A 25,896-nucleotide genomic window follows, 5' to 3' on the forward strand; every position below is an offset into this window, starting at 1 on the left:
GCATGAGCCTGCGTTTTCTTCCCTGGTCCTTTGCCCTCGCGCTGCTGGTCGGCTGCAGCACCGTGTCCGCGCCGCATGTGCAACGCAAGGGCAACCTGTCGCCCACTGCCGAGGCCGGCCAGGCGGCCGAGGTCGCCGCCGATGCCGCCCGTGACGCCCAGGGTGCTCCGCAGGCCGTGATCCGCCGCGGTACCGGCACCATGATCAACCGCGAAGCCGCACGCGCACCGGCACCGGCGCTGCATGGCGCCAGCACCGGCGAGGCCACCTTCAACTTCGAAGGCGAATCCGTGCATGCGGTGGTCAAGGCCATCCTGGGTGACATGCTGGGCCAGAACTACGTGATCGCACCGGGCGTGCAGGGCACGGTCACCCTGGCCACGCCCAAGCCGGTGTCGCCGGCACAGGCGTTGAACCTGCTGGAAATGGTGCTGGGCTGGAACAACGCCCGCATGGTCTACAGCGGCGGCCGCTACAACATCGTCGCCGCCGACCAGGCCCTGGCCGGCACCGTCGCGCCGAGTACCGCACCGGCGGCCAGCGCGCGTGGCTTCGAAGTGCGGGTGATCCCGCTGCAGTTCATCTCCGCCACGGAAATGAAGAAGGTGCTGGAGCCGTATGCGCGGCCCAACGCCATCGTCAACGTCGACAGCGGCCGCAACGTGATCACCCTCGGTGGCACCCGCGCCGAGCTGGAAAACTACATGCGCACCGTCGAGATCTTCGACGTCGACTGGCTGTCGGGCATGTCGGTGGGCGTGTTTCCGATCCAGTCGGGCAAGGCCGAGCAGGTCGCTGCCGATCTGGAGAAGGTGTTCGGCGAGGAGAGCAAGACCCCCAGCGCCGGCATGTTCCGTTTCCTGCCGCTGGAAAACGCCAACGCGGTGCTGGTGATCACCCCGCAGGTGCGTTACCTGGACCAGATCCAGCAGTGGCTGGACCGTATCGATACCGCCGGTGGCAGCGCCCGCCTGTTCTCCTACGAGCTGCGTTACATCAAGGCGCGCGACCTGGCCGAACGCCTCAGTGAAGCCTTCGCCAGCAGCGGCAATCGTGGCGGCTCCAGCCCCGCCTCGCTGGCACCCGGTGCGATTCCATCGCAGCTGGGCAGCGACGGCGAGCGCGGCATGGACAGCAACAACAGCAGCAGCTTCGGTTCGACCCCGGGCAGCAGCTCCGGCAGCGGCAACAGCGGCAGCATGAACCTGCCGCAGCGCCAGTCCGGCAACGTCAGCGTCAGCCTGGAAGTGGAAGGCGACCGCGTGGGCGTGTCGGCGGTGGAGGAAACCAACACCCTGCTGGTGCGCTCGACCCCGCAGGCCTGGCGCTCGATCCGGGAAGTGATCGAGAAGCTGGATGTGATGCCGTTGCAGGTGCACATCGAAGCGCAGGTAGCCGAAGTCGCGCTGACCGGAGACCTGAAGTACGGCGTCAACTGGTTCTTCGACAATGCCGTGCTCGGGCAGAAGCTGACCGGCGCCCTGGGCGGCGTGACCCTGCCGGCCGCCGCTGGCGGTTCCTGGAGCAGCTTCGCCGGTGCCGTGACCGGTGGCGAAGGCCTTGGCTGGGCGTTCACCGGGCACAACGGCGCGGCGGTGGTGAGTGCGCTGGACAAGGTCACCGATGTACGCCTGCTGCAGACGCCTTCGGTGTTCGTGCGCAACAACGCCGAGGCCACGCTCAACGTGGGTGACAAGGTGCCGATCAACACCACCACGGTGAACACCGGCATTGGCACCAGCAGCTACAGTTCGGTGCAGTACATCGACACTGGCGTGATCCTGAAGGTACGCCCGCGCGTGACCCGCGACGGCACGGTGTTCCTGGACATCGTGCAGGAAGTGAGCAGCGCCTCCGAGGTGCCGGAGAACTGCAACCCACAGGAACGCAACTGCAACCCGCGCATCTCCACCAAGAAGCTGTCGACAGAAGCGGCGGTGCAGAGCGGCGACACCATCATGCTGGCCGGCCTGATCACCGATTCGGCGACCGATGGCAGCAGCGGCATTCCCGGTTTGAGCCGAATTCCGGTGGTCGGCGCCCTGTTCGGGCAGAAGACGCGCACCAGCCGTCGTTCGGAAGTGATCGTGCTGTTGACCCCGAGCATCGTGCGCAACGGCCAGGAAGCACGCACGCTGACCGACGAGTACAGCCAGCGCTTCCGCGCGATGGAACCGCTGAACCAGCCGCGCGCGAAGAAGTAAGGGGTTTACGGCCGGGCTGCGCCCGGCACCCGCAGAGGCCAGAGCTGGAGCAACAGCAACAGCAACAGCAACAGCAACAGCGGGTTTACTGAGGGATGGCGGGGCACTGTGGGTTTGCGGGGACGCCGTGAACCCATCCATGGGGGCTTGGTCGCCGCATCCATGCGGCTCACACCCCGCAAACCCACAGTGCCCCGCCTTCGACAGTTTCCCGCGGCTGTTGGTAGGTGTCGACCTTGGTCGACACGGTAGATCCACGCCATGCGTGGATGCTTTTCGATTCCAATTCGAAATATTCGATTTCGATAGAGATTCATCCACGCATGGCGTGGATCTACTGCAGATCGCAGAAATCTGTCGAAGGCGGGGTGGGGCCGGTTGCGGGGGTGTCCGCGGCATGGATGCCGCGGCCAAGCCCCCATGGATGGGTTTACGGCGTCCCCCGCAACCGGCCCCACCCCGCCATCCCACGGATAGCCGGCTTCTGCTGTTGCTTCGGCTTCGGCTTCGGCTCTGGGCTGAGGCGGGTGCCGGGTGCAACCCGGCCGATACCCTCCCAGTGCTAGGCTGTGGCCACCGACAACCACGGAGGCGGGATGGGGGCGATCGTGTTGTTGCCGCTGTGCGTGGACGATGCTGCGCTCGATCGCTGCCTGGCCGCACTGGATGCCGGCACCGCGCCGGGCACCGCAGTCTGGTTGGCCGACGATGCGCAGACCGGTCCGCGTGCGCAGGCGGTGGTGGAACACTGGCTGGCGCATACGCCGCTGCAGGCCGAATACACCCGCCGCGCGCGGCCGCTGGGTGAAGTGGCGCATCTGGACGAGATGCTGCGCGCCTGCGACGGCCTGGACGTGGCCGTGCTGGCTCCAGACAGCGTGCCGGCACCCGGTTGGCTGCAGCAGCTGCAGGACGCCTTCGCCCGCGATGCCGCCATCGCGACGGCAACCCCGTGGTGCAATGCCGGCGAAACCGCAGCGTGGCCACGGTTGGGCGAGATCAATCCCGAGCCCGAGGATGCGGCGCTGCTGGCACAGACCTGCGCTGCCTTGCCGACGCTGCACCCGGAACTGCCATCGGCGGTCACCCATGCGGTGCTGGTGCGTGGCAACGCACGCCGTCGCGCCGGTGGCCTGGATGTGGACAGCTACGCCGGCTGGAACGCGGCCCTGGTCGATCTCAGCCTGCGCATGGCCGGCCTGGGCTGGCGCAACGTGCTGTGCGAGACCGCCTTTGTCAGCCGGGCGGGCGAGGCGGTCAGCCGCGATGGCGACCTTGAGGCGCTGGCTGCGCGTTGGCCTGGCTGGGTGCCGCGCCTGGCGGATTTCCTGATGCACGATCCATTGCATGGGCTGCGCGCCGACCTGCAGCAGCGCATGCGGCAGGCGATAATGCCGAAGGAACAGGGCGACCTGTTCGTTCCTTCCGCGCCGGAGTCACCCGCTTGAATGTTGCCATCGCCGCCATCGTCGTCACTTACCAGAGTGGCAGCACCATCGATGCCTGCCTCTCGCGCCTGCGCCAGGCGCAGGACGTGGCCGAGATCCGGGTGATCGACAACGGCTCGCTGGATGGCACGCTGGACATCGTGCAACGGCATGCCAGCCACGATCCCCGTGTGCGTTTTGTCGGCAATCCTGACAATCCCGGCTTTGCCGCTGCCAACAACCAGGGGGTGGCCGATTCGCACAGCCCGTGGCTGGCCTTCATCAACCCGGACCTGATGGTGGAGCCCGATACCCTGGCCGAGCTGCGCAGCCGTGCCGAAGGATTGGGTGATTGCCTGCTGGGTGTCGAGCAGCTGGACGAGCATGGCCATGCCGACGAGGCGGTGCGCCGTCGTGATCCGGATTTCCTGTTGATGCTGCGTTCGCCGGGCAAAGGCTCGAAGCTGGCGGTCCCGCGCGACCCCCAGCAGTCGCTGCAGCGGGTGCCGGCACTGTCCGGTGCGCTGCTGATGATGCCGCGTGCGCTGTTCGACCGCGTCGGTGGCTGGGACGCTGGCTACCGCCTGCACGCCGAAGACCTGGACTTGTGCCGGCGCGCACGTGAGGCTGGCGCGGTGGTGGCGATCGCCAACGACCTGCAGGTCACCCATGTGCGTGGTGTCTCGAGCCGCTCACGACCGTTCTTCGTTGAATGGCACAAGCACAAGGGCCTGTGGCGCTATTTCCAGAAGTTCGAAGCGAAGCAGCGTTCGCTGCCGGTGCGTGCCGCGGTATGGGGCGCGATCTGGGCCCACGCCGTGATGCTGGTGCCGCGCCTGTTGCGCCGGTCCCTGTAGAACCGAGCCCGCGCTCGGCCACACAAGATCCGTCGGTAGATCCACGCCATGCGTGGATGGGGTGCCCGATCGGAAGCGCCGAGCCCGCGCTCGGCTGCATGGATGGGTCATCCATGCATGGAGTGGATCCACTGGCGGCGCCCCCGGTTCACCTCTCCGGGCGCATAATCCGCCCCATGGCTATCATCCAGTCCCTGCTCGACACCGACCTGTACAAGTTCACCATGATGCAGGCGGTGCTCCACCAGCACCCCGGCGCCCAGGTGCAGTACCGGTTCAAGTGCCGCACCTCCGGCATCGACCTGGCCCGCTACATCGACCAGATCGACGAAGAGATCGACCACCTGTGCAGCCTGCGTTTCAGCAGCGCGGAACTGGACTACATGCGTGGGCTGCGCTTCGTGAAGCCCGACTTCGCCGATTTCCTCGGCCTGTTCCACCTGGACCGCAAGTACATCCAGCTGCGTGCGTCGAAAACCGTGCCGGGCGAGATTGAACTGGACATCACCGGTCCCTGGCTGCACACCATCCTGTTCGAAGTGCCGCTGCTGGCGATCATCAACGAAGTCTGGTTCCGCAACACCACCACGCCTGACTTCGCCGAGGGCGAACGCCGCCTGCAGGCCAAGGCCGCGCTGCTGCGCGATACCCCCGGTTTCGAACAGTGCCGCATTGCCGACTACGGCAGCCGCCGCCGCTACTCGCGCGACTGGCACGCGCGCCTGCTGCCACTGCTGCGCGATGCACTGGGCCCGCAGCTGGTGGGCACCAGCAACGTGCACTTCGCCCGCCTCTATGGCATGACCCCACACGGCACGATGGCGCACGAGTACCTGCAGGCGTTCCAGGCGCTGGGCCCACGACTGCGCGATTCGCAGGTGGCGGCACTGGAATCGTGGGCGCGCGAGTACCGGGGCGACCTGGGGATCGCGCTGTCCGACGTGGTCGGCCTGGACGCGTTCCTGCGCGACTTCGACATGTATTTCTGCAAGCTGTTCGACGGTGTGCGCCATGACTCCGGCGATCCGTTCGACTGGGGCGACCGCATGCTGGCGCACTTCCAGCAGCGCCGGGTCGACCCGCGCAGCAAGGTGCTGGTCTTCAGCGACGGCCTGGACATCGCCAAGGTCATGCGCCTGTACGACTACTTCCGTGGTCGCTGCCAGGTCGCGTTCGGTGTCGGCACCCACCTGACCAATGATCTGGGCCCGACGCCGCTCAACATCGTCATCAAGATGGTCCGCTGCAACGGCCAGCCGGTGGCCAAGCTCAGCGATTCGCCGGGCAAGAGCATGTGCGACGACCCCGGCTACCTGGCTTACCTGCGCCAGGTCTTCGAGCTGCCGCAGCCGGCGTAACCGCGCCGGCCTTCAGTGCTGCTTACAGGTAGTCGACAACGACCAGGTAGGCGCCCTGCAACGGCTGCTGCTTCGAGGCCTGCACGCTGTAGCGCTCGGAGAAGGCGATATCGCCGGCGCGCATCGCGCTGGCCGACACCGACAGCTTCTGCCCCTGGCGCTTGCCATCGCGCAGCGTTGCGGCCTGGCCATCGGCCAGCGCCGTCACAGCCACCGTCGAGCCCTTGGCCGATGGCGGGCAGGCCGCCAGGCTCAGCTCGCCCTGGGACAGGTTGGTCGTGCAGCCCGGTTCGACGATGCGGCCGCTGAAGCGGATGCTGCCGCTGCTGGCCTGGGCCACGGCACTGATGGACATCAGGGCCACGCACAGCAGAAGGGAGGTTCTCATGACACGTTCTCTGGTTCGGTGTGTCCTAGTTAGCGACAGCTTCGATCAGCCTTTAATAGGACGATTCCGAATCTGCTAGGCCCATCACCAAGAAAGAGTGATGCGCATCAAAGAAGCCGATTTCCACCTGAAAAAGGCCTGTTTCCGTGCATGCCGAACGCGCCACCCGAAGCGTCATCCAAGGTCGTTTCCGACCTGATCCGGCGACCGTCAAATCTCCGCACCTTTGAGGCCATCATTTCGCCTAGCACGTCACATTTATAGCGTCAATGAATTGGCGTTCAGAAAAATAATGAGACTTTCATCACACTTGTGCATATACTTGCGTCACGGATTCAGGGGAACGTATGTCCGAATCCGGCCACAGGTGAGACGCAAGGATGGGTCTTGTTCGCCCGGCAGTGCTCCTTGCTTCCTCCTCTACTTCCATCTCTTCAGTAGGGTTAGGTAAAAGCGAATGCACAAGATCAACCTCATCGCCGCTCTGATGCTGGCCGCCGCTCCGCTGGCCGCCAACGCCGCCGACGGCACCATCACCTTCACCGGCAAGGTGACCGACAAGACCTGCACCATCTCGACCCCGGGCGGCAAGGACTTCGCCGTCAACCTGCCGACCGTGTCGAAGAACACGCTGGCCGCCGCCGGCAACGTTGCGGGCCGTACCCCGTTCGCGATCAACCTGACCAAGTGCAGCGCCGGCAACGTCGCTACCTACTTCGAGCCGGGTTCGACCGTTGACTTCAACACCGGCCGCCTGCTGAACCAGGCCTCGGCCAACGCTGCCACCAACGTGCAGCTGCAGCTGCTGGGCTCGAACAACCAGGTCCTGCCGATCAAGGCTGCAGGCGCTGGCCAGGCCCAGACCAACTCGCAGTGGGTCACCGTCGGCACCGACGGCTCGGCCGACCTGAACTACTACGCCGAGTACTACGCCACTGCCGCCGCCACCCCGGGCGACGTCACCAGCAGCGTCAAGTACACGATCATCTACAACTGATCGCAGCCGTACCCGCATTGGCCGGCGTACGCGCCGGCCAGTGCCTCGCGGCCTCTGGCCCCATACCTCGAGCGTAGTACTTCCGATGAAAGCATTCTTTCCCCGGGCGCTGCTGCTGGCAGCGTTCACGCTGCCCTTCTGCCAGAACGCTCTGGCCGGCGTGGTGGTCAATGGCACGCGGGTGATCTACCCGGCGCAGGCGCGCGAAGTCACCGTGCAGGTCGACAACGTCGGCGACTCGCCCGCCCTGGTCCAGGCCTGGATCGACAGTGGCGACGCCAACCAGACCGCCGATACCAGCGACGCCCCGTTCGTATTGACGCCGCCGATCGCGCGCGTCGAACCGGGCCGCAGCCAGGCGCTGCGCGTGATCTTCTCTGGCGCGCAGCTGCCGACCGACCGCGAGTCGGTGTTCTGGCTCAACGTGCTGGACGTGCCGCCGTCGCCGGACAACGCCGACAGTGGCGACCAGAACTACCTGCAGGTCGCGTTCCGTTCGCGCCTGAAGCTTTTCTACCGGCCGCAGGGCCTGAAGGGCGTCGCCAACGACGCGCCGGCAGCGCTGCGCTGGACCCGTTCGGGCGACCGCCTGCGGGTGGAAAACCCAAGCCCCTTCCACGTCACCCTGGCCGAAGTGCATGCCGTGACCGGCAGCACTGAAAAGGCTGTCGAGGACAAGGGCGCAATGGTCGCGCCGAAGCAGAGCCTGGAGTTCGCCGCACCGGCGGGCACCGACCAGGTCCGCTTCATCACCATCAACGACTACGGCGGCCGGGTGGAACACACGATCCGCCTCGGCAGCACCGGGGGCTGAACGCGCCGCGCTGGCCCACTGCCCGCGCATCCCGCCACCGCCGCCGTGCGGCGAACTGAAGGAATGTCAGTGTGATCGGAAACAGATTGACATTGTCGATCCATCAGGCGCTTTGCCTGCTGGTTGCTGGCGTGGCCTGCCCAGGATGGGCGCTGGCTGCTCCGGCCAATCTCGGCGAACAGGCGCTGATGGCGCAGAGTGGTGCGGCCAATGCGCGTGCCCCGGAATCGGCCCAGTTCAACTCCAGCTTCCTGTCTGGCCAGGCCAAGCAGGTCGATCTGGCGGCCTTCAGCAACGGCAACCCGATGGTGGCCGGCAACTACCGTGTCGACGTCTACGTCAACGGTGCCTGGCAGGGCCGCCGCGACCTGCAGTTCAAGGCCGATGCGCAGGGCCGCGTAGACGCCTGCCTGCCGCTGCCGATGCTGGAAGAAATGGGCGTGGACAGCGAGGCCGTGCTGTTGCAGCAGGACCCGTCCGTGCCGACCGACAAGACCAGCTGCGTGCCGGTCCAGCAGCGCATGGCCAATGCCTATGGTGTCTACGACAGCGGCAACCTGCGCTACGACCTCAGCATCCCGCAGGTGTTCCTGCGCCGCGAGGCGCGTGGCTACGTCAACCCGGCACTGTGGGACCGTGGCATCAATGCCGGCTTCGTCGGCTACAGCTTCAATGCCATCGACAGCGACAGCCGCGTCGAAGGCGGCCAGCGCAACCGCAGTGCCTACCTGGGCCTCAACGCGGGCCTCAACCTGGGCGGGTGGCAGTTCCGCCACGATTCGAACCTGACCTGGTCCGAGGGCGACGGCCGTCATTGGCAGAGCATCGCGACCTACGCCCAGCGCGGCATCCCGCAGGTGCGCGGCATGCTCACCATCGGTGAGGCCTACACCACCGGCGAGCTGTTCGATTCGATCGGTTACCGCGGTGCCAGCCTGGCCAGCGACGACCGCATGCTGCCCGATTCGCTGCGCGGTTACGCGCCGGTCGTGCGCGGCATCGCCGAGACCAATGCGCGCATCGAAGTGCGCCAGAACCAGCAGCTGATCTATTCCTCGACCGTATCGCCGGGCAGCTTCGTCATCGACGATCTTTACCCGACCGGCTATGGCGGCGACCTGGAAGTGAGCGTGATCGAGGCCGATGGCCGTCGCCGCGAGTTCAAGGTGCCGTTCGGTTCGGTGCCGCAGATGCTGCGCGAAGGCGTGTCACGCTACTCGCTGACCGCCGGCCAGGTGCGCAACAAGCTGCTGGCCGATGAGCCGTGGCTGGTGCAGGGCACCTACCAGCGTGGTATCGGCAACCAGCTGACCCTGTACGGCGGCAGTGCACTGAGTGATGGCTACCTGTCGCTGCTGTACGGCGTCGGCCTGTCCACGCCGGTCGGCGCGTTCGCCGCCGACGTCACCCATGCGCGTACCTCGTTCGACCACTACGGCAACCACACCGGTGCCAGCGTGCGCTTGAGCTACAGCAACATGATCGGCGAGACCGGGACCAACCTGACCCTGGCCGCCTACCGCTACTCGACCGAGGGTTTCTACAGCCTGCAGGACGCACTGTACGGTCGTGATTCGGACAAGCGTGGCATCGATCCGACCACCCGCGGCCGCCAGCGCAGCCAGTTCCAGGTGACGCTGAACCAGCCGCTGGGTCGTCGCGGCGGCGCGCTGTACCTGACCGGTTCGGTGCGCGACTTCTACGATCGCCCCGGCACCTCCAAGCAGTACCAGGTCGGCTACAACAACGCCTGGCGCTCGGTGAACTATGGCTTCTCGGCGCTGCGCACCGAAGAGGGCGTGCTGGGCCGTTCCGATACCCAGTACCTGCTGTCGATGAGCGTGCCGCTGGGCCGTGGCACCCACCCGGTGTCGTTCAGCGCCGACCTCGGCGTGCGCGACCGCGGTGGCTACGACAACAGCCGCGTCGGCATCACCGGTTCGGCCGGCGTCGACAACAACTTCAGCTATGGCGCAGCCCTGTCCGACTCGCGCGAGGGTGGCACCACCGCGGTCGGCAACGTCGAATACCGCAGCCGCTACTCCGCGTTGAACGCCACCTACAGCCACTCGCGTGACTTCCGCCAGGCTTCGGTCGGTGCCAACGGCAGCGTGGTCGTGCATCCAGGCGGCTTCACCTTCACCCCGCAGCGTGGCGACACCATGGTGCTGGTGGAAGCGCCGGGCGCGCGCGATGCCATCGTCAGCAACGCCCCGGGCCTGCGTGTCGATGGCCGCGGCTACGCGGTGGTGCCGTACGTGTCGCCGTACCGCCTCAACACCGTCACCCTCGACCCGCAGGGCATGGCCCACGACGTCGAACTGGAGAGCACCAGCCAGGCGATCGCGCCGTTCGCCGGTGCCATCAGCTACCTGCGCTTCGATACCCGCAAGGGCAACGCGCTGCTGATCCAGGTACGCAACCCTGATGGCCGCACCATGCCGTTCGGTGCACAGGTCAAGGACGAGCAGGGCCAGCCGGTGGGCATGGTCAGCCAGGGCGGCCGCCTGTACGTGCGCAGCGAAAAGAACCAGGGCCGCCTGCTGGTGGAGTGGGGCGCAGGTGCCGACCAGCGCTGCACCGTCGATTACCAGGTTCCGGCGGGCGCCGATGCGTCCAAGACCGGCTTCATCCCGCTGGAGGCAGCATGCCGATGATTTCTTCCCGTGGCCGCAAGGTGCTGGCCACGTTGGCCCTGCTGGGGGGCGCGCTGCTGGCGCAGCAGGCCAGCGCTGCGTGCCGCATCCAGGTCAGTGGTTTCGTTGCGCAGGACGTGCAGATGGACATGGGGCAGATCGTGATCCTGCCCAGCACGCCGGTGGGCGGCGTGATCAAGGAAATCAGCGTACCGATCAACCAGCGGAACAATGTAGCCAGCTGCGACTGGTGGAGTGGCGGCAGCTCGACCGGCGAGTACGTCAATGCACCACAGAAGCGGCCGGTGGCCGGCTTTGCCAACGTCTACGAGACCGGCGTCGCCGGTGTGGGCATCCGCTTGTTCCGCGACTCCGGCGCGATCCAGACCTACTACCCGCATTCCATCAACTTCGGTGCCAACTCAACCATCTCGCTGATCGGTGGCCAGTTCCGCATCCAGCTGATCAAGACCGCCGCGCAGACGGGCTCGGGCGTGATCGCACCGAATGGTCGTTTCACCACTTATTACTTCGATGGTGACGGCCCCAGCAAGCCAGTGCTGACCTCGACCTTCAGGGGCTCGGGCACCACCGTGGTCAGCCCGACCTGCGAAGTGCAGGCCGGCAGCCGCAACATCGCGGTCGATTTCGGCAGCGTGGCCAACACCACGTTCACCGGTGTCGGTTCCAAGGCTGTCGATCGCGATTTCGAGATCCGCCTGAACTGCCAGGGCAGCAACGTTGCCGAGTACCAGAGCAAGATCGGTATCCGTCTCGATGCCGACCAGGACAGCTCGAACATGCCGGGCGTGCTGAAGCTCAGTGCGGCCACCAACAGCGCCACCCGCATCGGCATCCAGATGGTCCAGCGCGACGGCAGCAGCGAACGCGAAGTGCGCTTCGGCCAGACCATCAGTGTCGGCACCACCACCACTGGAACCAGTGTCATGAGCCTGCCGCTGCGGGCCCGCTATGTGCAGACCCAGGCCGGTACCGTCGGTGCCGGCACCGCCAACGGGCAGGCGACGTTCACGATCCAGTACGAGTAGTACGCGCTTTCCATTGCTGAGTTTCGAGCCTCACGTCGCCCGTTCTGCGGGCGGCGTTGACTGCGTCTTGATCCCGCAAGCGTGAAGATCAGGGCTATCATTGCCGTACAGAAACATGAATGTGATGTACGTCATGAAAGTGACCTCCTTTTCACCGCAGCGCCTCCACTGCCGGGCTTTCCGCCCGGTTGAGGGGCAATGAAAGGATCCGGCGTGCCTGCGACCCACCTTGCCATTGCCGGATTGCCCGCCGAGTTCGTCGAGATGCGCAGCGGAGGCCTGTACTGGGTGGTGGCTGCCGGCAGCGCGCCGACGGACCTGCTCGGCGCCGGCGTGCTGGCAACGGCCGAGGCACTGGACGAGGCCGTGCTGGTCACGCTGGGGCGCGGGGCCGAATCGATGCTGGCGCTGCTGCCTGCCGACCAGGGGCCGGCCCGCCTGCGGCTGTTCCAGCGCTCGCACCACGGCATGCAGCAGGCGTTGCGCGGGCTGACCGGCGATCTGCCGCGCACCGCCTCGGCGCGCACCCGGCTCAGCCTGGTGCAGTTCCCGGTGGCGGCGCTGGACGGCTGGGATGATGCCCGGCTGGCGCGCTGGTGCCAGCAGCTGCAGGAATGGGCCGGACAGGCGCAGCAGGTGCTGCTGTTGCTGTGCCACGGCGAAGTGGCGACCCTGGCCCCGCGGCTGCTGCCATTGAACCGCAGCTGCGCCGGTGTGGCCCAGCTGCATCCGCATCGTGGCGCCCTGCAGCTGCTGCTGCATTACTGGTCCAACAGCCATGGCGTGGTGGCCCAGCGATCATTCGGCGTCGAGCAGGAAAGCCGCGGGCTGCGCCACCTGGCCGAGGCCGATGCCGCCGAGACTGGGATCGATGCGACCAGTGGCAGCGACCGCGATGTCTTCCTGGCCCAGGCCGAAGTACTGGAAGGTGCGCCGCCGTTGTCGGCGGCCTGGCGCCTGTATGACGGCTGGGCCGGATTGCTGCCGGCCGCGCTGCAGGCGCGCGAGGCCACCGTGGTGCTGGCCATCGACGAGAATGCCAAGGTGGATGCACTGGCCCGCCTGCTGCACCGCCTGCGTCGAGAACGTGGCAATGCGCTGAAGCTGGTGGTGCGCGAGCTGCAGCCCTGCCTGCGCTACGCCGATGAGCGGCTGCTGATGCAGTGCGGTTGCAGCCTGGTGGTGCCGTCAGCGACGCCTTTGCCACGACTGCTGACCCTGCTGGAAACCGTGCAGCGGCAGCGTTGGCAGGGCCAGCTGGCGGAAGAACCAGAGCCGCTGATCCGTTCGCATCGACCGCCTTCGGTGAGTGGCCTGGTCAGCGCCGCACGCTTCCGCCAGATCGCAGGTGATCGCATCGACCAGGACGGTAGTGCGGTGGAAAGCGCCGTGCTGGCGCTGCAGCCGGTGGCCGGCCTGCGTGCCGAGCAGACCCTGCAGCAGCTGCGCATCCGCCGCCAGGGCGATCTGGCCTGTGTCTACCGCGGGCAGGTACGCCTGTTCCTGTTTGGTTGCCGGCGTGATGCGGTCGAGCAGGCCCTGGGCAATCTGTTCCGCCTGCCCTGGCGCGAGCTGTTCGATGGCTACCAGCGCCTGGCCGAGTACGACATTGCAGCGATGAACGCCCGCAGCAGCGATCCGGAGGCCGAGGTACTGCCCGAAGCACCCGCGACCCTGCCGGCCGTGGCCCCGGCGCTCGAGGCGCCTGTTTTCACCGCCCCGAAGCCGCTGCGACTGGGAGATCGCGCATGACCACCGACCAGCAACTCTGGACCCTGATCGTCGCCTGCGCGCTGGTGATGATTCCCTTCGGAGCCATGCTCGGCACGCTGTGGCGCGGGCTGCGCCGCCGTGTCGCGCGCTGGCTGCCACCCCGCCATCTGCGCCGCGCCGGTGTACGCCAGCGTGCGCCGCGGAGGGCTGCATGAGTCCACAGATGGCACTTGCATCTCCCTTCGCCTGGGCCGACCTGCGCGGCTGGAACCTGTATTTCCTGTCCAAGGTGGTACTGGCCTGGATGGGCGCACTGGATCTGAAGATCCTGCCCAACCTGCTGTTCCTTGGCGCACTGCTGATTCCACTGCGCTGGCGCTGGGCACGCATCGCGCGCACCGTCGTCGCGATACCGGTGGGCGTGGCCCTGTACTACCAGGACACCTGGTGGCCGCCGTTCCGGCGCCTGTTGGTGCAGCCTGGCGTGCTGGACTTCTCGGCGGACTACTGGCTCGAGCTGGCCCAGCGCTTCATCAACTGGCAGATGGTGGCGGTGCTGGCGATGCTGGTGCTGGCCTACGTACTGCTCAAGCCGTGGCTGCGCATCACCACCCTGAGCGTGCTGGGCATGCTTGGCCTGGCCGTGATGGCGATACCGATGCCGGCGGGCTGGAACTGGGGGCAGGGTACCGCCACCGCGGCCACCGCCAGCGCCGGCACCTCAGGTGGCGGCCTGCCGCCGGCCAACAACGAGACGCTCAATGCATGGCTGGCCAGCTTCTACCAGCAGCAGGCCAGCCTCAAGACCAGCTTCCCTGCACCGGGCAGCGGCGCGCCGTTCGACGTCATCATCCTCAACATCTGCTCGCTGGCATGGAGCGATCTGGATGAGGTGGGGCTGCGCCAGAACAACCTGCTCGACCACATGGACGTGGTGTTCGACGACTTCAACTCGGCAACCGCCTACAGCGGCCCGGCAGCGATCCGCCTGCTGCGCGCCAGCTGTGGCCAGACCTCGCATACCGGGCTGTTCGATCCGGTGCCGGCCGAATGCCAGCTGTTCTCGAACCTTCAGCATCTGGGCTTCCAGAGCGAGCTGGCGATGAACCATGACGGTCACTTCGACGATTTCATCGGTGAACTGCACCAGTACGGCGGGCTGCAGGCGCAGCCGATGGACATCAGCGCATTTCCCAAAGCGCTGGTGGCCTTCGACAAGTCGCCGTTGCGCCGCGATGGCGATGTGCTGATGGCGTGGTGGAAACAGCGGCTGGCCGAGTCCAGCCAGCAGGTGGCGCTGTTCTACAACACGATCTCGCTGCACGATGGCAACCGCATCGTTGGCGCCGATGGCCGTTCGAATGCCGCCGACTACAAGGCACGTGCGGAAATGGTGCTGGGCGACATGGCCGGTTTCGTCGATGCGGTGGAGAAGAGTGGTCGCCGCGCGATGATCGTGGTGGTGCCCGAGCATGGCGCGGCCCTGCATGGCGACCGCATGCAGATTCCGGGCATGCGTGAGATTCCCAGTCCATCGATCACCCACGTGCCGGTGGGTGTGAAGCTGATCGGCATGGGCGCACCGGCTGCAGGCGGCCCGCGTCATGTCCCCGAACCGAGCAGCTACCTGGCGGTGTCCGAGCTGGTCTCGCGCGTGTACGCGCTCAATGCCCAGTCGCCGCCGAGCGAGCGCAACTGGGACAGCCTGCTGAAGGGGTTGCCGCAGACGCCGTCGGTATCGGAGAACGAAGGCGCCAAGGTCATCGAGTACGCCGGCAAGCCCTGGCTGCAGCTGCAGGGCAGCCAGACCTGGAGCCCCTACCCGGAGGAGGCGCGCTGATGCCTGCCGACATTCTTGCCGTGCCGGTCACACTGTCCGTGGAAGAGGATGACATCGACCTGCTGCGCCGCAGCCTGGACATGCCGGGGTTGCCCTACGTGGACTTCTCGGCCCAGCAGGAACGTGCACGGGCGCTGGCGCGCTGGCCGTTGCTGGCCGAACTGGAGCCGCGCCGATGAGCACCTTGTTGTCGCTGCAGGGCATCCATGGAGGAACCGGCGTCACCACCGTGCTTGCCGCGCTGGGCCAAGGCCTGCACGCCCAGGGGCAGCGTGTGCTGCTGGTCGAATGCAGCCCGGACCAGATGCTCGGCCTGCACCTGGGCCTGCCTGCCGACGTGGATAACGGCTGGGCGCGCGCGCAGCTGGACGGTACGGATTGGCGTGATGCCGCCTACGCCGTCGCAACAGGACTCGCGGTGCTGCCCTATGGTCGTGTCGATGCCGAGGCCGCGATGCGCATCGAACAGCAGCTGCAGCAGGCACCGGCCACCTGGGCCGAACGCATTCCGCTGCTGGAGACCCAGTTCGACTGGATCCTGTTCGACCTGCCGCAGCGCCTGCCGGCGCACGCTGCGGCCATCAACCAGCACGCGCGCTGCACGCTGCCGCTGCGCCTGGCCTGTGTCGATCCGGTCAGCCATGTGTTCCTGCAACGGCAGCCGGATGACACCCGCCTGCTGCTGGCCAACCGCTATGACCCGGTCATTCCGGTGCAGCGCGACCTGATGCAGCTGTGGCTGCACGCGCACGGCGCGCGTCTGGTGCCGCAGCCGCTGCACGAGGATGCGCGGGTGCCGTCCGCATTGGCCAGCAAGCAGCCACTGGGCCGCTATGCGACCGATTCGCTGGCTGCTGCCGATGTCGACGGGCTGGTGCTGTGGTGCCTGGCCGAAGGCGCGCGGCGCCAGGCCGCGGCGGGAGGACGCTGATGGGTGCCCGCGTCTATTACCTGGGCTGGGGGCGCCTGCGCGAACGCGTGCATGCGTCCTGGCCGACACGGTCGCTGCTGTGGCTGCTGCAGTGCGTGGGCTGGGCGTTCCTGCGCCTGGAAGGGCCGGCGTGGCAGGCGCAGGCCCCGCGCCTGCGCAACGCCTTCCCGCAGATCCAGGGCGACCGTCGCTGGCGCCCGGGCGATCCGCTGCGGTTGCTGATCCAGGCCATGTGGCTGTCGGTGGTGCGGTTGGTACCGCAGCCTTCGCTGAGGCGGCAACGTTTGGCCCAGGCCCGTCGCGAACGCATTGCCGAACTGCGTGGCGCCGCCGGTCGCGGCCGCCTGCGCTATCTGCGCGCCATGCGCGATGCGCCCAGTGAATTCTGGAACAGCCGCGTGGCGGCCTGGTTCGGCCGGAAGATGGGCGGCCTGTCGCCACGTTCGCGGCATCTGCTGACCCTGCTGGTCGGTCTGGCCACGCTGGGGCTGGCAGCACTGTGCATCACCCAGCCGTTCACCTATCTCGCACAGTTCGTGTTCGTTGCATTGCTGTGGGCCATCGCGCTGCTGGTGCGGCGCATGCAGGGGCGCTATGCGACGCTGGTGCTGGTCGTGCTGTCGATCACCGTGTCCTGCCGTTACCTGTGGTGGCGCTATACCGCCACGCTGAACTGGAACAGCACCTTCGACCTGGTCTGTGGCCTGGTGCTGCTGGCGGCGGAAACCTATTCCTGGCTGGTGCTGATGCTGGGCTACGTGCAGGTGGCCTGGCCGCTGCGCCGCCGCCCGGCGCCGTTGCCGGCCGACATCCACCAGTGGCCGACGGTGGATGTGCTGATTCCCACCTACAACGAAGACCTGGCGCTGGTGCGGCATACCGTGTACGCGGCGATGGGCCTGGACTGGCCGGCCGACAAGCTGCGCATCCATATCCTCGATGATGGCAAACGCGAAGAATTCCGTGCATTCGCCGAGCGCGCCGGGGTCAACTACATCACCCGCGCCGACAACCGCCATGCCAAGGCCGGTAATCTCAACCACGCCCTGACCCTGATCGATGGCGAGCTGGTGGCCATCTTCGACAGCGACCACCTGCCGGTGCGCTCGTTCCTGCAGATCACCTGCGGCTGGTTCCTGCGCGACCCGAAACTGGCGCTGGTGCAGACCCCGCACCACTTCTTCTCGGCCGATCCGTTCGAACGCAACCTGCAGGTGTTCCGCAGCGATCCAAACGAAGGCGAGCTGTTCTACGGCCTGGTGCAGGACGGCAACGACCTGTGGAACGCGGCGTTCTTCTGCGGCTCCTGCGCGGTACTGCGGCGCGAGGCCATCGATGCCATCGGCGGGTTTGCCACCGAAACCGTCACCGAGGATGCGCACACCGCGCTGCGCCTGCACCGCAAGGGCTGGAACTCGGCCTACCTGCGCATTCCGCAGGCAGCCGGCCTGGCCACCGACAGCCTCGGCGCGCACGTCAACCAGCGCATCCGCTGGGCGCGCGGCATGGTGCAGATCTTCCGCATCGACAACCCGCTGCTGGGCAAGGGCCTGAGCCTGTTCCAGCGCTTCTGCTATGCCAACGCGATGCTGCATTTCCTGGCCGGCATTCCGCGCCTGGTGTTCCTCACCGCGCCGCTGGCGTTCCTGCTGCTGCACGTCTACATCATCTACGCGCCGGCACTGGCCATCCTGCTGTTCGTGGTGCCGCACATGGCCCACGCCAGCCTTACCAACGCGCGAATCCAGGGCAAGTACCGGCGGCCGTTCTGGGGCGAGGTGTACGAGACGGTGCTGGCCTGGTACATCGCACGGCCCACCACCGTGGCGCTGTTCAGCCCGGGCCGTGGCAAGTTCAACGTCACCGACAAGGGCGGTACCCAGGCCGGCGATCGTTTTGACTGGCGCGTGGCGCAGCCCTACCTGGTGCTGGCGCTGCTGAACGTGCTCGGCCTGTGCTTTGCCGTGTGGCGCTTCATGCACGGGCCGCTCGATGAACGCGGCACGGTGGTCGTCAGTTCGCTGTGGGTGCTGTACAACCTGCTGATCATCGGCGGTGCGCTGGCGGTGGCCGCTGAAGTGCAGCAGGTGCGGCGCACGCACCGCGTCACCACCCACCTGCCGATGGCGCTGCAGGTGCCCGATGGCCGCCGCCTGCGCGGCGTGCTGCAGGACTACTCCAACGATGGCGTAGGCGTTGAACTCGGCGAAGACGCACAGCTGGCCGAGGGCCTGCGCGTGCAGGTGCTGCTGGGGCGAGGGCGCCGCGAGTTCGCGTTCCCGGCGCGGGTGCAGCGCACGGTCGGCCAGCGACTGGGCCTGCTGCTGCTGTTCGAGGACGAACGCCAGCGCGTGGAGTTCGCCCAGTGCACCTTCGCCCGCGCCGATGCCTGGCTCGACTGGCACGCCGGTTACCAACCCAAGAGCCTGCCGCGCAGCCTGTGGAGCGTGCTGGTCCTGGGCTGGCGCGGCTATCGGCGGATGGGCGATTTCGCACCGTTCGACCTTGACCGCCCGGCACACTGGAACCGTCGCCTGCTGCGATGGCTGGCCAGCTTTGCTCCGCAACGTCCGCTTCTTTCCCACCCGGCTGACCCAGCCGCTGATCCAGGGCTTCGTCCATGACCCTTCCGTCCTCTCTGCGTTGGCTGCTGCTGCCCCTGCTGGCCCTGCCCGTGGCGTCAGGCAACAGCGCGCCTGCTCCGGCACCGGTCGCCCCTCCCACCACAGCGCCTGCCGCGCCGCCGGTGCCGAGCGTGCCGGCCGCACCCGCCACCACTCCCGCCGCCGGTACCGAGCCCGCGCTGGCGCAGACCTGGACGGGCAGCGCCTGGCCCTGGCAGCGGCAGAACACCTTCGCGCAGCTGGGGCGCCGCCAGGACACGCTGCTGTCGGGGGTGCGCAATGCCACCACCTTCGAGTTCCAGGTGCGCCGTGACCGCCTGGTCCGCGATGCGGAACTGGATCTGAGCTTCACGCCTTCACCGTCGCTGCTGCCGACCCTGTCGCACCTGCGGGTCTACCTCAACGACGCGATGATGGGCGTGGTGCCGATCAGCAACGACCAGCTGGGCCGCCCGGTGCAGGCCAAGCTGCCGCTGGACGCGCGCCTGATCGCCGATTTCAACCAGGTCCGCCTGGAGTTCGTCGGCCATTACACCGACATCTGCGAAGAGCCGACGCACAGCTCGCTGTGGGTCAACCTGTCCAGCAACAGCACGTTGCGCCTGGGCGGCCAGCCGCTGGCGATGCAGGACGACCTGGCCAACTTCCCGTTGCCGTTCTTCGATCCGCGCGATACCGCACGGCTGGAACTGCCGGTGGTGTTCGCCGCCGCACCGAGCCTGGCGCAGCAGCGCGCGGCGGCGGTGATGTCCTCGTACTTCGGCAGCCTGTCCGGCTGGTGGCGCCAGGCGCGTTTCCCGGTCAGCTTCGGTACGCTGCCGGACAAGGGCCACGCGGTGGTGCTGGCGGTCAACGGCAGGTTCCCGCCGGTGATCGCCAACCATGCCCCGGTCACGGGGCCGATGATCGAACTGATGTCGCTGCCGGAGGATCCGCAGCGCAAGCTGCTGCTGGTGCTGGGCCGCAACGATGACGACCTGCAGAAGGCGGTGGCCGCGATGGCGGCCGGCAACGTGCTGTTCCGCGGCCGCCAGGTCAGCGTCGACGAGATCAAGCCACTGGCCCCGCGCAAGCCGTACGACGCACCGAACTGGGTACGTACCGACCGCGCCGTCCGCCTGGCCGAACTGCTCGACTACCCGCAGCAGCTGCACGCCAATGGCGTGTCGCCGCAACCGATCACGGTCAACCTCAACCTGCCGCCGGATCTGTTCATCTGGCGCAACCAGGGTATTCCGCTGAACCTGCGCTACCGCTATACGCCGCCGTTCGGCAGCGATGAATCGCGGCTGGGCGTGGCGATCAACGACCAGTTCATCTCCAGCTTCCCGTTGGTGCGCCGCAACGGCAAGCAGGGCCTGGAGGAAATCCGCCTGCCGGTGCTGGCCGGCGATGCCGGTGCCGACGACGGGCGCCTGCTGATTCCGGCGCTCAAGCTGGGCGACCGCAACCAGCTGCGCTTCGATTTCAACTTCGCCAGCGTGATGGGCAGCGCGCAACGCGACCACTGCCAGACCGTGCTGCCGCCCAACCTGCAGGCGGCGATCGAAGAGGACTCGACCATCGACTTCTCCGGGTTCCATCACTACATGGGCCTGCCGGACCTGTCCGCGTTCGCGCTCAGCGGTTTCCCGTTCACCCGCATGGCCGATCTGTCGGAGACCGTCGTGCTGGTGCCGCCCAGCGCCAGCGAAGCACAGGTCAGCCTGCTGCTGAACCTGATCGGTGGGCTGGGCGTGCAGAGTGGCTACCCGGCCTATGGCCTGCGCCTGTCCGATGACTGGAAGCAGGCCAGCGCACTGGATGCGGACCTGCTGATGCTGGGCGCCTTGCCGGCGGAGCTGCGCGGCAGCCAGCAGCTGTCGCTGCTGATCGACGACCAGCGCACGCGCCTGCTCAACGGCCAGTCGCCGTCGCCGCAGCAGGCGATGGAACAGGCCCGCCGTGGCAGCCGCGATGGCGACCCGGCGGTGACCGAAGTAGCAGTGAGCGCGCAGGCACCGTTTGCCGCGATCATCGGCATGCAGTCGCCGAAGCATGCGCAGCGCAGCATCGTTTCGCTGGCCGCCAGCAATGCCGCCGACTACGGCTTGCTCGACGATGCACTCAGCGATACCGGCAAGCGCGAAGCCATCGCAGGTTCGGTGGCGATCCTGCGTACCTCGGGCATCCACAGCCAGTTCGTCGGCGATCACTACTACGTTGGCGCGCTGCCGTGGTGGCTGCTGCTGTGGTACCACCTGGCCGACCACCCGGCACTGCTGGCGGTGCTGGCGACGCTGGTGGTGCTGATGGTCGCCTTCCTGCTGTGGCGCACGCTGCGCTGGGTCGCGGCCAAGCGCCTGGACCCGGGGCACTGATGGCACGTACTCGGCATCCGCTGGTCACCGCTTCCGGCCTGGTCCTGTTGGGACTGGCCGGTGCCGGGCCCTGCGCGGCGCAGGCCCTGCCCGATACACCGGGCGGAACCGTCGCCGAGCAGCGCCAGTGGCTGCTTCAGCAGGTGCGCATCGGAGAGGCCACCGGTCGCCAGAGCCTGATCGAAGACGCGCTGGCGCGGCTGCGCATGCTGGCGCCGGATGATCGCGGCACGCTGGTGGCGATCCTGGAAGTGCAGCTGTCGCAGCAGAAGCTGCAGGATGCCGAGGCGACCCTGAAGCGCCTGCGCGAGATCGGCACGGGCACCCGTGAACTGGCCTCCGGCGAGCGCCTCTGGCAGGCCTATCGCGGTGACCTGCAGCAGGATCTGCAGCAGGCGCGGCTGTTCGCTGCCGGCGGTCGCAGCGCCGAAGCGCTGGCGATCTACCGGCGCCTGTTCAACGATGATCCACCTGGCCTGCAGCTGGGCCTGGAGTACTGGCGCCTGCGCGGCGCCCAGGCGGATGGGCGTGCACAGGCGATCCGCGCGCTGGGCGAACTGGACCGTAGTTATCCGGGCAATGTGCCGTTGCTGCAGGCGCTGTCGCAGATGCTGTTCGCGGCCGGCCGCGATGCCGAGGCGCTGGCCGCGCTGCAGCGCATGGGGCGCAATCCGGAAGCCCGCGGCATGGCGGCGGACGCCGAATGGGCCTACCTGAAGGATCAGCCCGCCGACGACCGCAGCGTGCGCAGGCTGCAGGACTTCATCACCCGCAACCCGACGTTTGCCGACATCGCATTGGTGCGCGAGCGCTACACCGACCAGCACAAGCGGGTCAGTGACCCGGCGTGGCGCGCCGGCCTGCGTGGCCAGCAGTTGCTCGACGCAGGCCGTAATGAAGAGGCCGAGCGCGCTTTCCTGCAGGCGCTGCGCGGCTATCCGCGCGAGCCCGATCTGCTGGGTGGGCTGGGCATGGCACTGATGCGCCAGGGCCGCCGCGAGCAGGCCATCAACTATTTCCAGCGTGCGGTGCAGGCCACCCCGGCCGGTGACAGCAACGACAAGTGGCGTGACCTGATTGCCAGTACCCGCTACTGGCTGCAGCTGGACCAGGCCGATGCGGCGCTTGCCGCCGGCCGGCTGGACGAGGCCGAGCGCCTGTATGCGCAGGCGCGCCGCCAGCAGCCCCGCGACGTCAATGCTGCACTGGGCCTGGTCGACGTGGCCGTGGCCCGCGGCGACGACGCCGCAGCCGAACGCCAGTTGCAGGTTGCCCGGCGGATGGCGCCCAACGATGCCAACGTGATCCGCAAGCTGGTGCAGCTGTACGGCCGAACCGATCCGCAGCGGCTGGAAGCCTTCATCAACGCATTGCCCGCTGCCCAGCGCAGGTTGTATGCCGAAGACCTGCGCCAGCTGCAGATCAGTCGACTGCGTGAGCGCCGCGAGCAGGCGTTGGCTGCCGGCGATGCAACCACTGCAATCACGCTGGGACAGCAGCTGCGCGGCGAACTGCCGGGCGATGCCTGGCTGGCCTATGCGCTGGGCAACGAGCTGCGCGCCGCCGGCCGGCAGGACGAGGCCGACGCGGTGGTGGCCGACATGGCCATGCACAACAACAGTGCCGAAGCGCGCTACGCGCAGGCGCTCTATCTGTCGGGATCCGATCGGCTGCCGCAGGCGCTGGCGGTGCTCGATGCGCTGCCGCAGGCGCAGTGGGACGACGACATCCGCGCGCTGTCGGCGCGCCTGCAGCGGCAGCAGCTGGTCGATCATCTGTGGGATCTGCGTGCGCAGGGCAGGGAGGCCGAAGCCATCGCGCTGCTGCAGCAGCAACCGCCCAGCACCGACAACGACCTGCTGATGGCCGAATGGGCACGCCTGCGCGGCGATCATGCGCAGGCGCTGCACTACTACCAGCGCGTGCTTGCTGCACAGCCGGAGAATGTGGATGCGCAGCTGGGCCAGGTACAGGCCTGGATCGGCACCGGCGATCTGGCCAACGCACGCCGCCAGATGCACGACGCACCGCCGGCAGTGGACGATGCCGAGATCGGCCAGCAGCGCCAGCTCGCCACCATCTGGACCGACCTGCGCGAGGACACGAAGGCCCTGGCGATCCTGCGCGCGCTGCTGGCGCGCAAGACCGGGCCCGATGCACAGTCCTGGCGTGACGCGGCACGACTGGTGCGCCGCGATGATCCACAGCAGGCGCTGGACATGTACGCGCAGGCGATGGCCGACAACGGCCTGTTGGCTTCCAGCCAGTCCGCGCCGCGCGACAACCGCGCGCTGACCCTGGCCAGCCGCGAGACGGCCGGCGATGACTGGTTGCGGCGCAGCCTGCGCAGCGACGTGGAAACCCTGTACCAGCAGGAGAATCCCACCCTGACGGTGATGCAGGACACCGGCCGCCGCAGTGATGGAACCCCGGGCATTTCGCGACTGTCGCGTGATACCCGCATCGCGCATCTCGACGCACCGTTCGCCGGTGGCCTGGGCTGGGCGCGCATCGAGCAGGTGAGCTTCGATGCCGGCCGCTTCCAGACCGACGGAAACGGCGCCTACGACGAGGATTTCGGCAGCTGCGACCTGGATCTGCTGCAGGCCGGCAACAGCCGCCTGCGCGCACCGGGTTGCACCCGTTTCGTCCATCAGCGGCGGACTTCTGGCGCTGGCTTCGCCGTCGGCTGGCGCACCCTGGATGACCGCTGGAACTTCGATATCGGCCACACCCCGTCCAACTACGTGGTCGGCAACTGGCTCGGCGGTGTCACCCTCAATGGTGACCTCGGGCGCTTCGGCTGGGGGGCCACGGTGTCGCGGCGGCCGATGACCAACTCGCTGCTGTCGCAGGCCGGTGCCGTTGATCCGCGCAGTGGCATTGCCTGGGGCGGGGTCACCGCCAACGGCGTGACCTTCAGCCTCGGCTACGACCAGGGCGGCCGCGATGGCGTGTGGTCGAACTGGAGCTGGCATCGGCTGACCGGCCACAACGTGGTCGACAACACCCGCGCACGCGCGATGGTGGGCTGGTACCACAAGCTGATCCAGCGCACCGACATGCGGCTGGATGTGGGCACCACCGCGATGTACTGGCGTTACCAGAAGGACCTGGGCGGCTACTCGCTGGGCCAGGGCGGCTACTACAGCCCGCAGCGCTATGCGTCGCTGAGCTTGCCGGTCAGTTTCGCCTGGCGCAACGACGTGTGGTCGGTGCGCGTGGATGGCTCGGTCAGCGTGTCCAGTGCGCACGCGTCCTCGATCAGCCGCTTCCCTGACCAAGCCTTGATCGAGCGCGTGATCGAACAGCTGGAGCCGCAGTATGGCCCGCTGCGGCTGGACGAGGCCGGCCTGTATACCGGCGACAGCAGCAGCACAGGCACCGGCTACCGCCTGTACGGCGCGGTCGAGCGCCGCCTGGGCGACCACTTCGTGCTGGGTGCCGCCGGCACCCTGCAGCGCAGCCGCGATTTCTCGCCGAATTCGTTCCAGCTCTACCTGCGCTACACCTTCAAGCCCTGGCAGGGAAACCTGCCGTTGCCCGTATCGCCACTGGTGCCGTATGGCGAGTTCCGCTGACCTGCAGCGCCGGCGCCTGCTGCAGGCGGCCGCCACGCTGCCGCTGCTTGGCTGGTGCAGTGCGCAGGCCGCGCCCGCTCCGCGCTGGCCGGCGTGGCAGGTACTGCTCGACAGCAGCCTGAGCCGCGACGGACGCATGATCGATCGCAGCCAGGACGATCAGCGCAGCACCTCCGAAGGCCAGTCCTATGCGTTGTTCTTCGCCCTGGTCGACAACGACCAGGCGCTGTTCGACCGCATCCTGGGCTGGACCCAGGACAACCTCGCCGGTGGCGACATGCGCCAGCACCTGCCCGCCTGGTTGTGGGGGCGGGATGACAAGGGAAGCTGGCGGGTACTGGACGACAACCCGGCCTCGGACTCCGATCTCTGGCTGGCCTATGCGCTGCTGGAAGGCGCGAGGCTGTGGCGCCGTCCCGCGTTGAAGGCTATCGCCGAGGGCCTGCTCGCGCAGGTGCGGGCACGCGAGATCGTGGACCTGCCCGGGCTCGGCCCGATGCTGCTGCCGGGCCCACAGGGATTCATCGAAGGGGACGCCACGCGGGTCAACCCCAGCTATCTGCCACTGCCGCTGCTGCGCCGCTTTGCGGTGGAGGATCGCAGCGGGCCGTGGCAGGCGCTGGCGCGCAACAGCGTGCAGCTGTTGCAGCAGGCCAGTCCAAACGGGTTCGCACCGGACTGGGCGGCGTGGAAAGGCGATCGCTTCGTCGTCGATCCGGTGCGCGGCGCGGTCGGCAGCTACGATGCCATCCGCTGCTACACCTGGGCGGGCATGACCGCACCGCGCGATCCGTTGTTCCGTGCGCAGCTGGCGGCTCTGTCCGGGCCGCTGCAGCGCCTGCGCAGTGGTGCGCCGATGTGGGAGAAGATCGACACCCGTAGTGGCCAGGGGCAGGGCGAAGGCAACTACGGATTCCGCGCGGCACTGCTGCCGTATCTGATCGCGCAGGGCGAAGCGGAGCGCGCGCAGTCGCTGCGGGCCAGCCTGCCCACCGCCGAAAAGCAGCGTGCTGAAGCACCGGCCTATTACTCGCAGATGCTGGCCTTGTTCGGCCTGGGCTGGGCCGAAGGACGCTGGCGTTTCGCCGCCGACGGCCGCCTGCAACCGCGCTGGTAG

18 protein-coding genes are annotated in these 25,896 nt (G+C 67.6%); 17 read left to right on the plus strand and 1 reads right to left on the minus strand.

Going from position 1 to position 25,896, the window contains the following annotated elements; translation table 11 throughout:
• Positions 1-2 precede the first annotated feature (2 nt).
• From gspD to pncB, 4 genes are all read left to right on the plus strand, one after another.
• Entirely contained in the window at positions 3-2,204 is a 2,202-nt protein-coding gene (gene gspD / locus QP552_RS02915; protein WP_111108383.1) for a type II secretion system secretin GspD, read from the plus strand.
• Between the two features lie 596 nt (positions 2,205-2,800).
• Positions 2,801-3,652 (plus strand): glycosyltransferase, encoded by an 852-nt coding sequence (locus QP552_RS02920; RefSeq protein WP_111113692.1) that lies wholly within the window; start codon positions 2,801-2,803, stop codon positions 3,650-3,652.
• Positions 3,649-4,488 carry a glycosyltransferase family 2 protein gene (locus QP552_RS02925; protein ID WP_111113691.1) on the plus strand — a complete coding sequence of 280 codons (840 nt, stop codon included), beginning with the start codon at positions 3,649-3,651 and terminating at the stop codon, positions 4,486-4,488. Before QP552_RS02920 ends, QP552_RS02925 begins: the two co-directional genes overlap by 4 nt.
• Positions 4,489-4,664: 176 nt before the next feature.
• The gene (gene pncB / locus QP552_RS02930; RefSeq protein ID WP_111113690.1) at positions 4,665-5,846 is read left to right on the plus strand and encodes a nicotinate phosphoribosyltransferase; all 1,182 of its coding nucleotides are present in this window, start codon (positions 4,665-4,667) and stop codon (positions 5,844-5,846) included.
• A 22-nt stretch (positions 5,847-5,868) separates the two neighbouring features.
• Here the strand turns inward: pncB and QP552_RS02935 are convergent, their stop codons facing one another.
• Positions 5,869-6,234 (minus strand): hypothetical protein, encoded by a 366-nt coding sequence (locus tag QP552_RS02935; RefSeq protein WP_033834854.1) that lies wholly within the window; start codon positions 6,232-6,234, stop codon positions 5,869-5,871.
• A gap of 457 nt (positions 6,235-6,691) precedes the next feature.
• Here QP552_RS02935 and QP552_RS02940 point away from each other — a divergent pair, with 457 nt between their 5' ends.
• The 13 genes from QP552_RS02940 to bcsZ all read left to right on the plus strand — a co-directional run bounded on the left by QP552_RS02940 (position 6,692) and on the right by bcsZ (position 25,896).
• Positions 6,692-7,231, plus strand: coding sequence for a fimbrial protein (locus tag QP552_RS02940; RefSeq protein WP_033834853.1), 540 nt, complete (start codon positions 6,692-6,694; stop codon positions 7,229-7,231).
• Between the two features lie 85 nt (positions 7,232-7,316).
• Positions 7,317-8,045 (plus strand): molecular chaperone, encoded by a 729-nt coding sequence (locus QP552_RS02945; RefSeq protein ID WP_049402407.1) that lies wholly within the window; start codon positions 7,317-7,319, stop codon positions 8,043-8,045.
• A 92-nt stretch (positions 8,046-8,137) separates the two neighbouring features.
• Positions 8,138-10,702 (plus strand): fimbria/pilus outer membrane usher protein, encoded by a 2,565-nt coding sequence (locus QP552_RS02950; protein ID WP_345782978.1) that lies wholly within the window; start codon positions 8,138-8,140, stop codon positions 10,700-10,702.
• Positions 10,693-11,730: a fimbrial protein gene (locus tag QP552_RS02955; protein WP_286074933.1), complete on the plus strand. Its 1,038-nt coding sequence runs from the start codon at positions 10,693-10,695 to the stop codon at positions 11,728-11,730. Before QP552_RS02950 ends, QP552_RS02955 begins: the two co-directional genes overlap by 10 nt.
• Positions 11,731-11,943: 213 nt before the next feature.
• Positions 11,944-13,482 carry a BcsE family c-di-GMP-binding protein gene (locus QP552_RS02960; protein WP_286074935.1) on the plus strand — a complete coding sequence of 513 codons (1,539 nt, stop codon included), beginning with the start codon at positions 11,944-11,946 and terminating at the stop codon, positions 13,480-13,482.
• On the plus strand, positions 13,479-13,658 hold the full coding sequence (bcsF, locus tag QP552_RS02965) for a cellulose biosynthesis protein BcsF (protein ID WP_033836073.1): 180 nt from the start codon (positions 13,479-13,481) through the stop codon (positions 13,656-13,658). The genes QP552_RS02960 and bcsF overlap by 4 nt, the downstream gene beginning before the upstream one ends.
• Positions 13,655-15,283 carry a cellulose biosynthesis protein BcsG gene (bcsG, locus tag QP552_RS02970; RefSeq protein ID WP_286074938.1) on the plus strand — a complete coding sequence of 543 codons (1,629 nt, stop codon included), beginning with the start codon at positions 13,655-13,657 and terminating at the stop codon, positions 15,281-15,283. The genes bcsF and bcsG overlap by 4 nt, the downstream gene beginning before the upstream one ends.
• Positions 15,283-15,462 (plus strand): cellulose biosynthesis protein BcsR, encoded by a 180-nt coding sequence (gene bcsR, locus QP552_RS02975; protein ID WP_049402398.1) that lies wholly within the window; start codon positions 15,283-15,285, stop codon positions 15,460-15,462. Before bcsG ends, bcsR begins: the two co-directional genes overlap by 1 nt.
• The gene (bcsQ, locus tag QP552_RS02980; RefSeq protein ID WP_111113685.1) at positions 15,459-16,214 is read left to right on the plus strand and encodes a cellulose biosynthesis protein BcsQ; all 756 of its coding nucleotides are present in this window, start codon (positions 15,459-15,461) and stop codon (positions 16,212-16,214) included. Before bcsR ends, bcsQ begins: the two co-directional genes overlap by 4 nt.
• Positions 16,214-18,838, plus strand: coding sequence for a UDP-forming cellulose synthase catalytic subunit (gene bcsA / locus QP552_RS02985; protein WP_286074942.1), 2,625 nt, complete (start codon positions 16,214-16,216; stop codon positions 18,836-18,838). Before bcsQ ends, bcsA begins: the two co-directional genes overlap by 1 nt.
• Positions 18,835-21,198, plus strand: a complete 2,364-nt coding sequence (bcsB, locus tag QP552_RS02990) for a cellulose biosynthesis cyclic di-GMP-binding regulatory protein BcsB (RefSeq protein ID WP_286074943.1) — start codon at positions 18,835-18,837, stop codon at positions 21,196-21,198. Before bcsA ends, bcsB begins: the two co-directional genes overlap by 4 nt.
• The gene (bcsC, locus tag QP552_RS02995; protein ID WP_111113683.1) at positions 21,198-24,779 is read left to right on the plus strand and encodes a cellulose synthase complex outer membrane protein BcsC; all 3,582 of its coding nucleotides are present in this window, start codon (positions 21,198-21,200) and stop codon (positions 24,777-24,779) included. Before bcsB ends, bcsC begins: the two co-directional genes overlap by 1 nt.
• Positions 24,763-25,896 (plus strand): cellulose synthase complex periplasmic endoglucanase BcsZ, encoded by a 1,134-nt coding sequence (gene bcsZ, locus QP552_RS03000; protein ID WP_286074945.1) that lies wholly within the window; start codon positions 24,763-24,765, stop codon positions 25,894-25,896. The genes bcsC and bcsZ overlap by 17 nt, the downstream gene beginning before the upstream one ends.

The sequence above is a fragment of the Stenotrophomonas sp. 59 genome (assembly GCF_030291095.1).
Taxonomy (GTDB): domain Bacteria; phylum Pseudomonadota; class Gammaproteobacteria; order Xanthomonadales; family Xanthomonadaceae; genus Stenotrophomonas; species Stenotrophomonas maltophilia_Q.

Coding starts and splice junctions, on each gene's coding strand:
- gspD (WP_111108383.1), top strand. CDS start 3: ATGAGCCTGCGTTTTCTTCCCTGGTCCTTTGCCCTCGCGCTGCTGGTC.
- QP552_RS02920 (WP_111113692.1), top strand. CDS start 2,801: ATGGGGGCGATCGTGTTGTTGCCGCTGTGCGTGGACGATGCTGCGCTC.
- pncB (WP_111113690.1), top strand. CDS start 4,665: ATGGCTATCATCCAGTCCCTGCTCGACACCGACCTGTACAAGTTCACC.
- QP552_RS02935 (WP_033834854.1), bottom strand. CDS start 6,234: ATGAGAACCTCCCTTCTGCTGTGCGTGGCCCTGATGTCCATCAGTGCC.
- QP552_RS02940 (WP_033834853.1), top strand. CDS start 6,692: ATGCACAAGATCAACCTCATCGCCGCTCTGATGCTGGCCGCCGCTCCG.
- QP552_RS02945 (WP_049402407.1), top strand. CDS start 7,317: ATGAAAGCATTCTTTCCCCGGGCGCTGCTGCTGGCAGCGTTCACGCTG.
- QP552_RS02955 (WP_286074933.1), top strand. CDS start 10,693: ATGCCGATGATTTCTTCCCGTGGCCGCAAGGTGCTGGCCACGTTGGCC.
- bcsF (WP_033836073.1), top strand. CDS start 13,479: ATGACCACCGACCAGCAACTCTGGACCCTGATCGTCGCCTGCGCGCTG.
- bcsG (WP_286074938.1), top strand. CDS start 13,655: ATGAGTCCACAGATGGCACTTGCATCTCCCTTCGCCTGGGCCGACCTG.
- bcsR (WP_049402398.1), top strand. CDS start 15,283: ATGCCTGCCGACATTCTTGCCGTGCCGGTCACACTGTCCGTGGAAGAG.
- bcsQ (WP_111113685.1), top strand. CDS start 15,459: ATGAGCACCTTGTTGTCGCTGCAGGGCATCCATGGAGGAACCGGCGTC.
- bcsA (WP_286074942.1), top strand. CDS start 16,214: ATGGGTGCCCGCGTCTATTACCTGGGCTGGGGGCGCCTGCGCGAACGC.
- bcsB (WP_286074943.1), top strand. CDS start 18,835: ATGACCCTTCCGTCCTCTCTGCGTTGGCTGCTGCTGCCCCTGCTGGCC.
- bcsC (WP_111113683.1), top strand. CDS start 21,198: ATGGCACGTACTCGGCATCCGCTGGTCACCGCTTCCGGCCTGGTCCTG.
- bcsZ (WP_286074945.1), top strand. CDS start 24,763: ATGGCGAGTTCCGCTGACCTGCAGCGCCGGCGCCTGCTGCAGGCGGCC.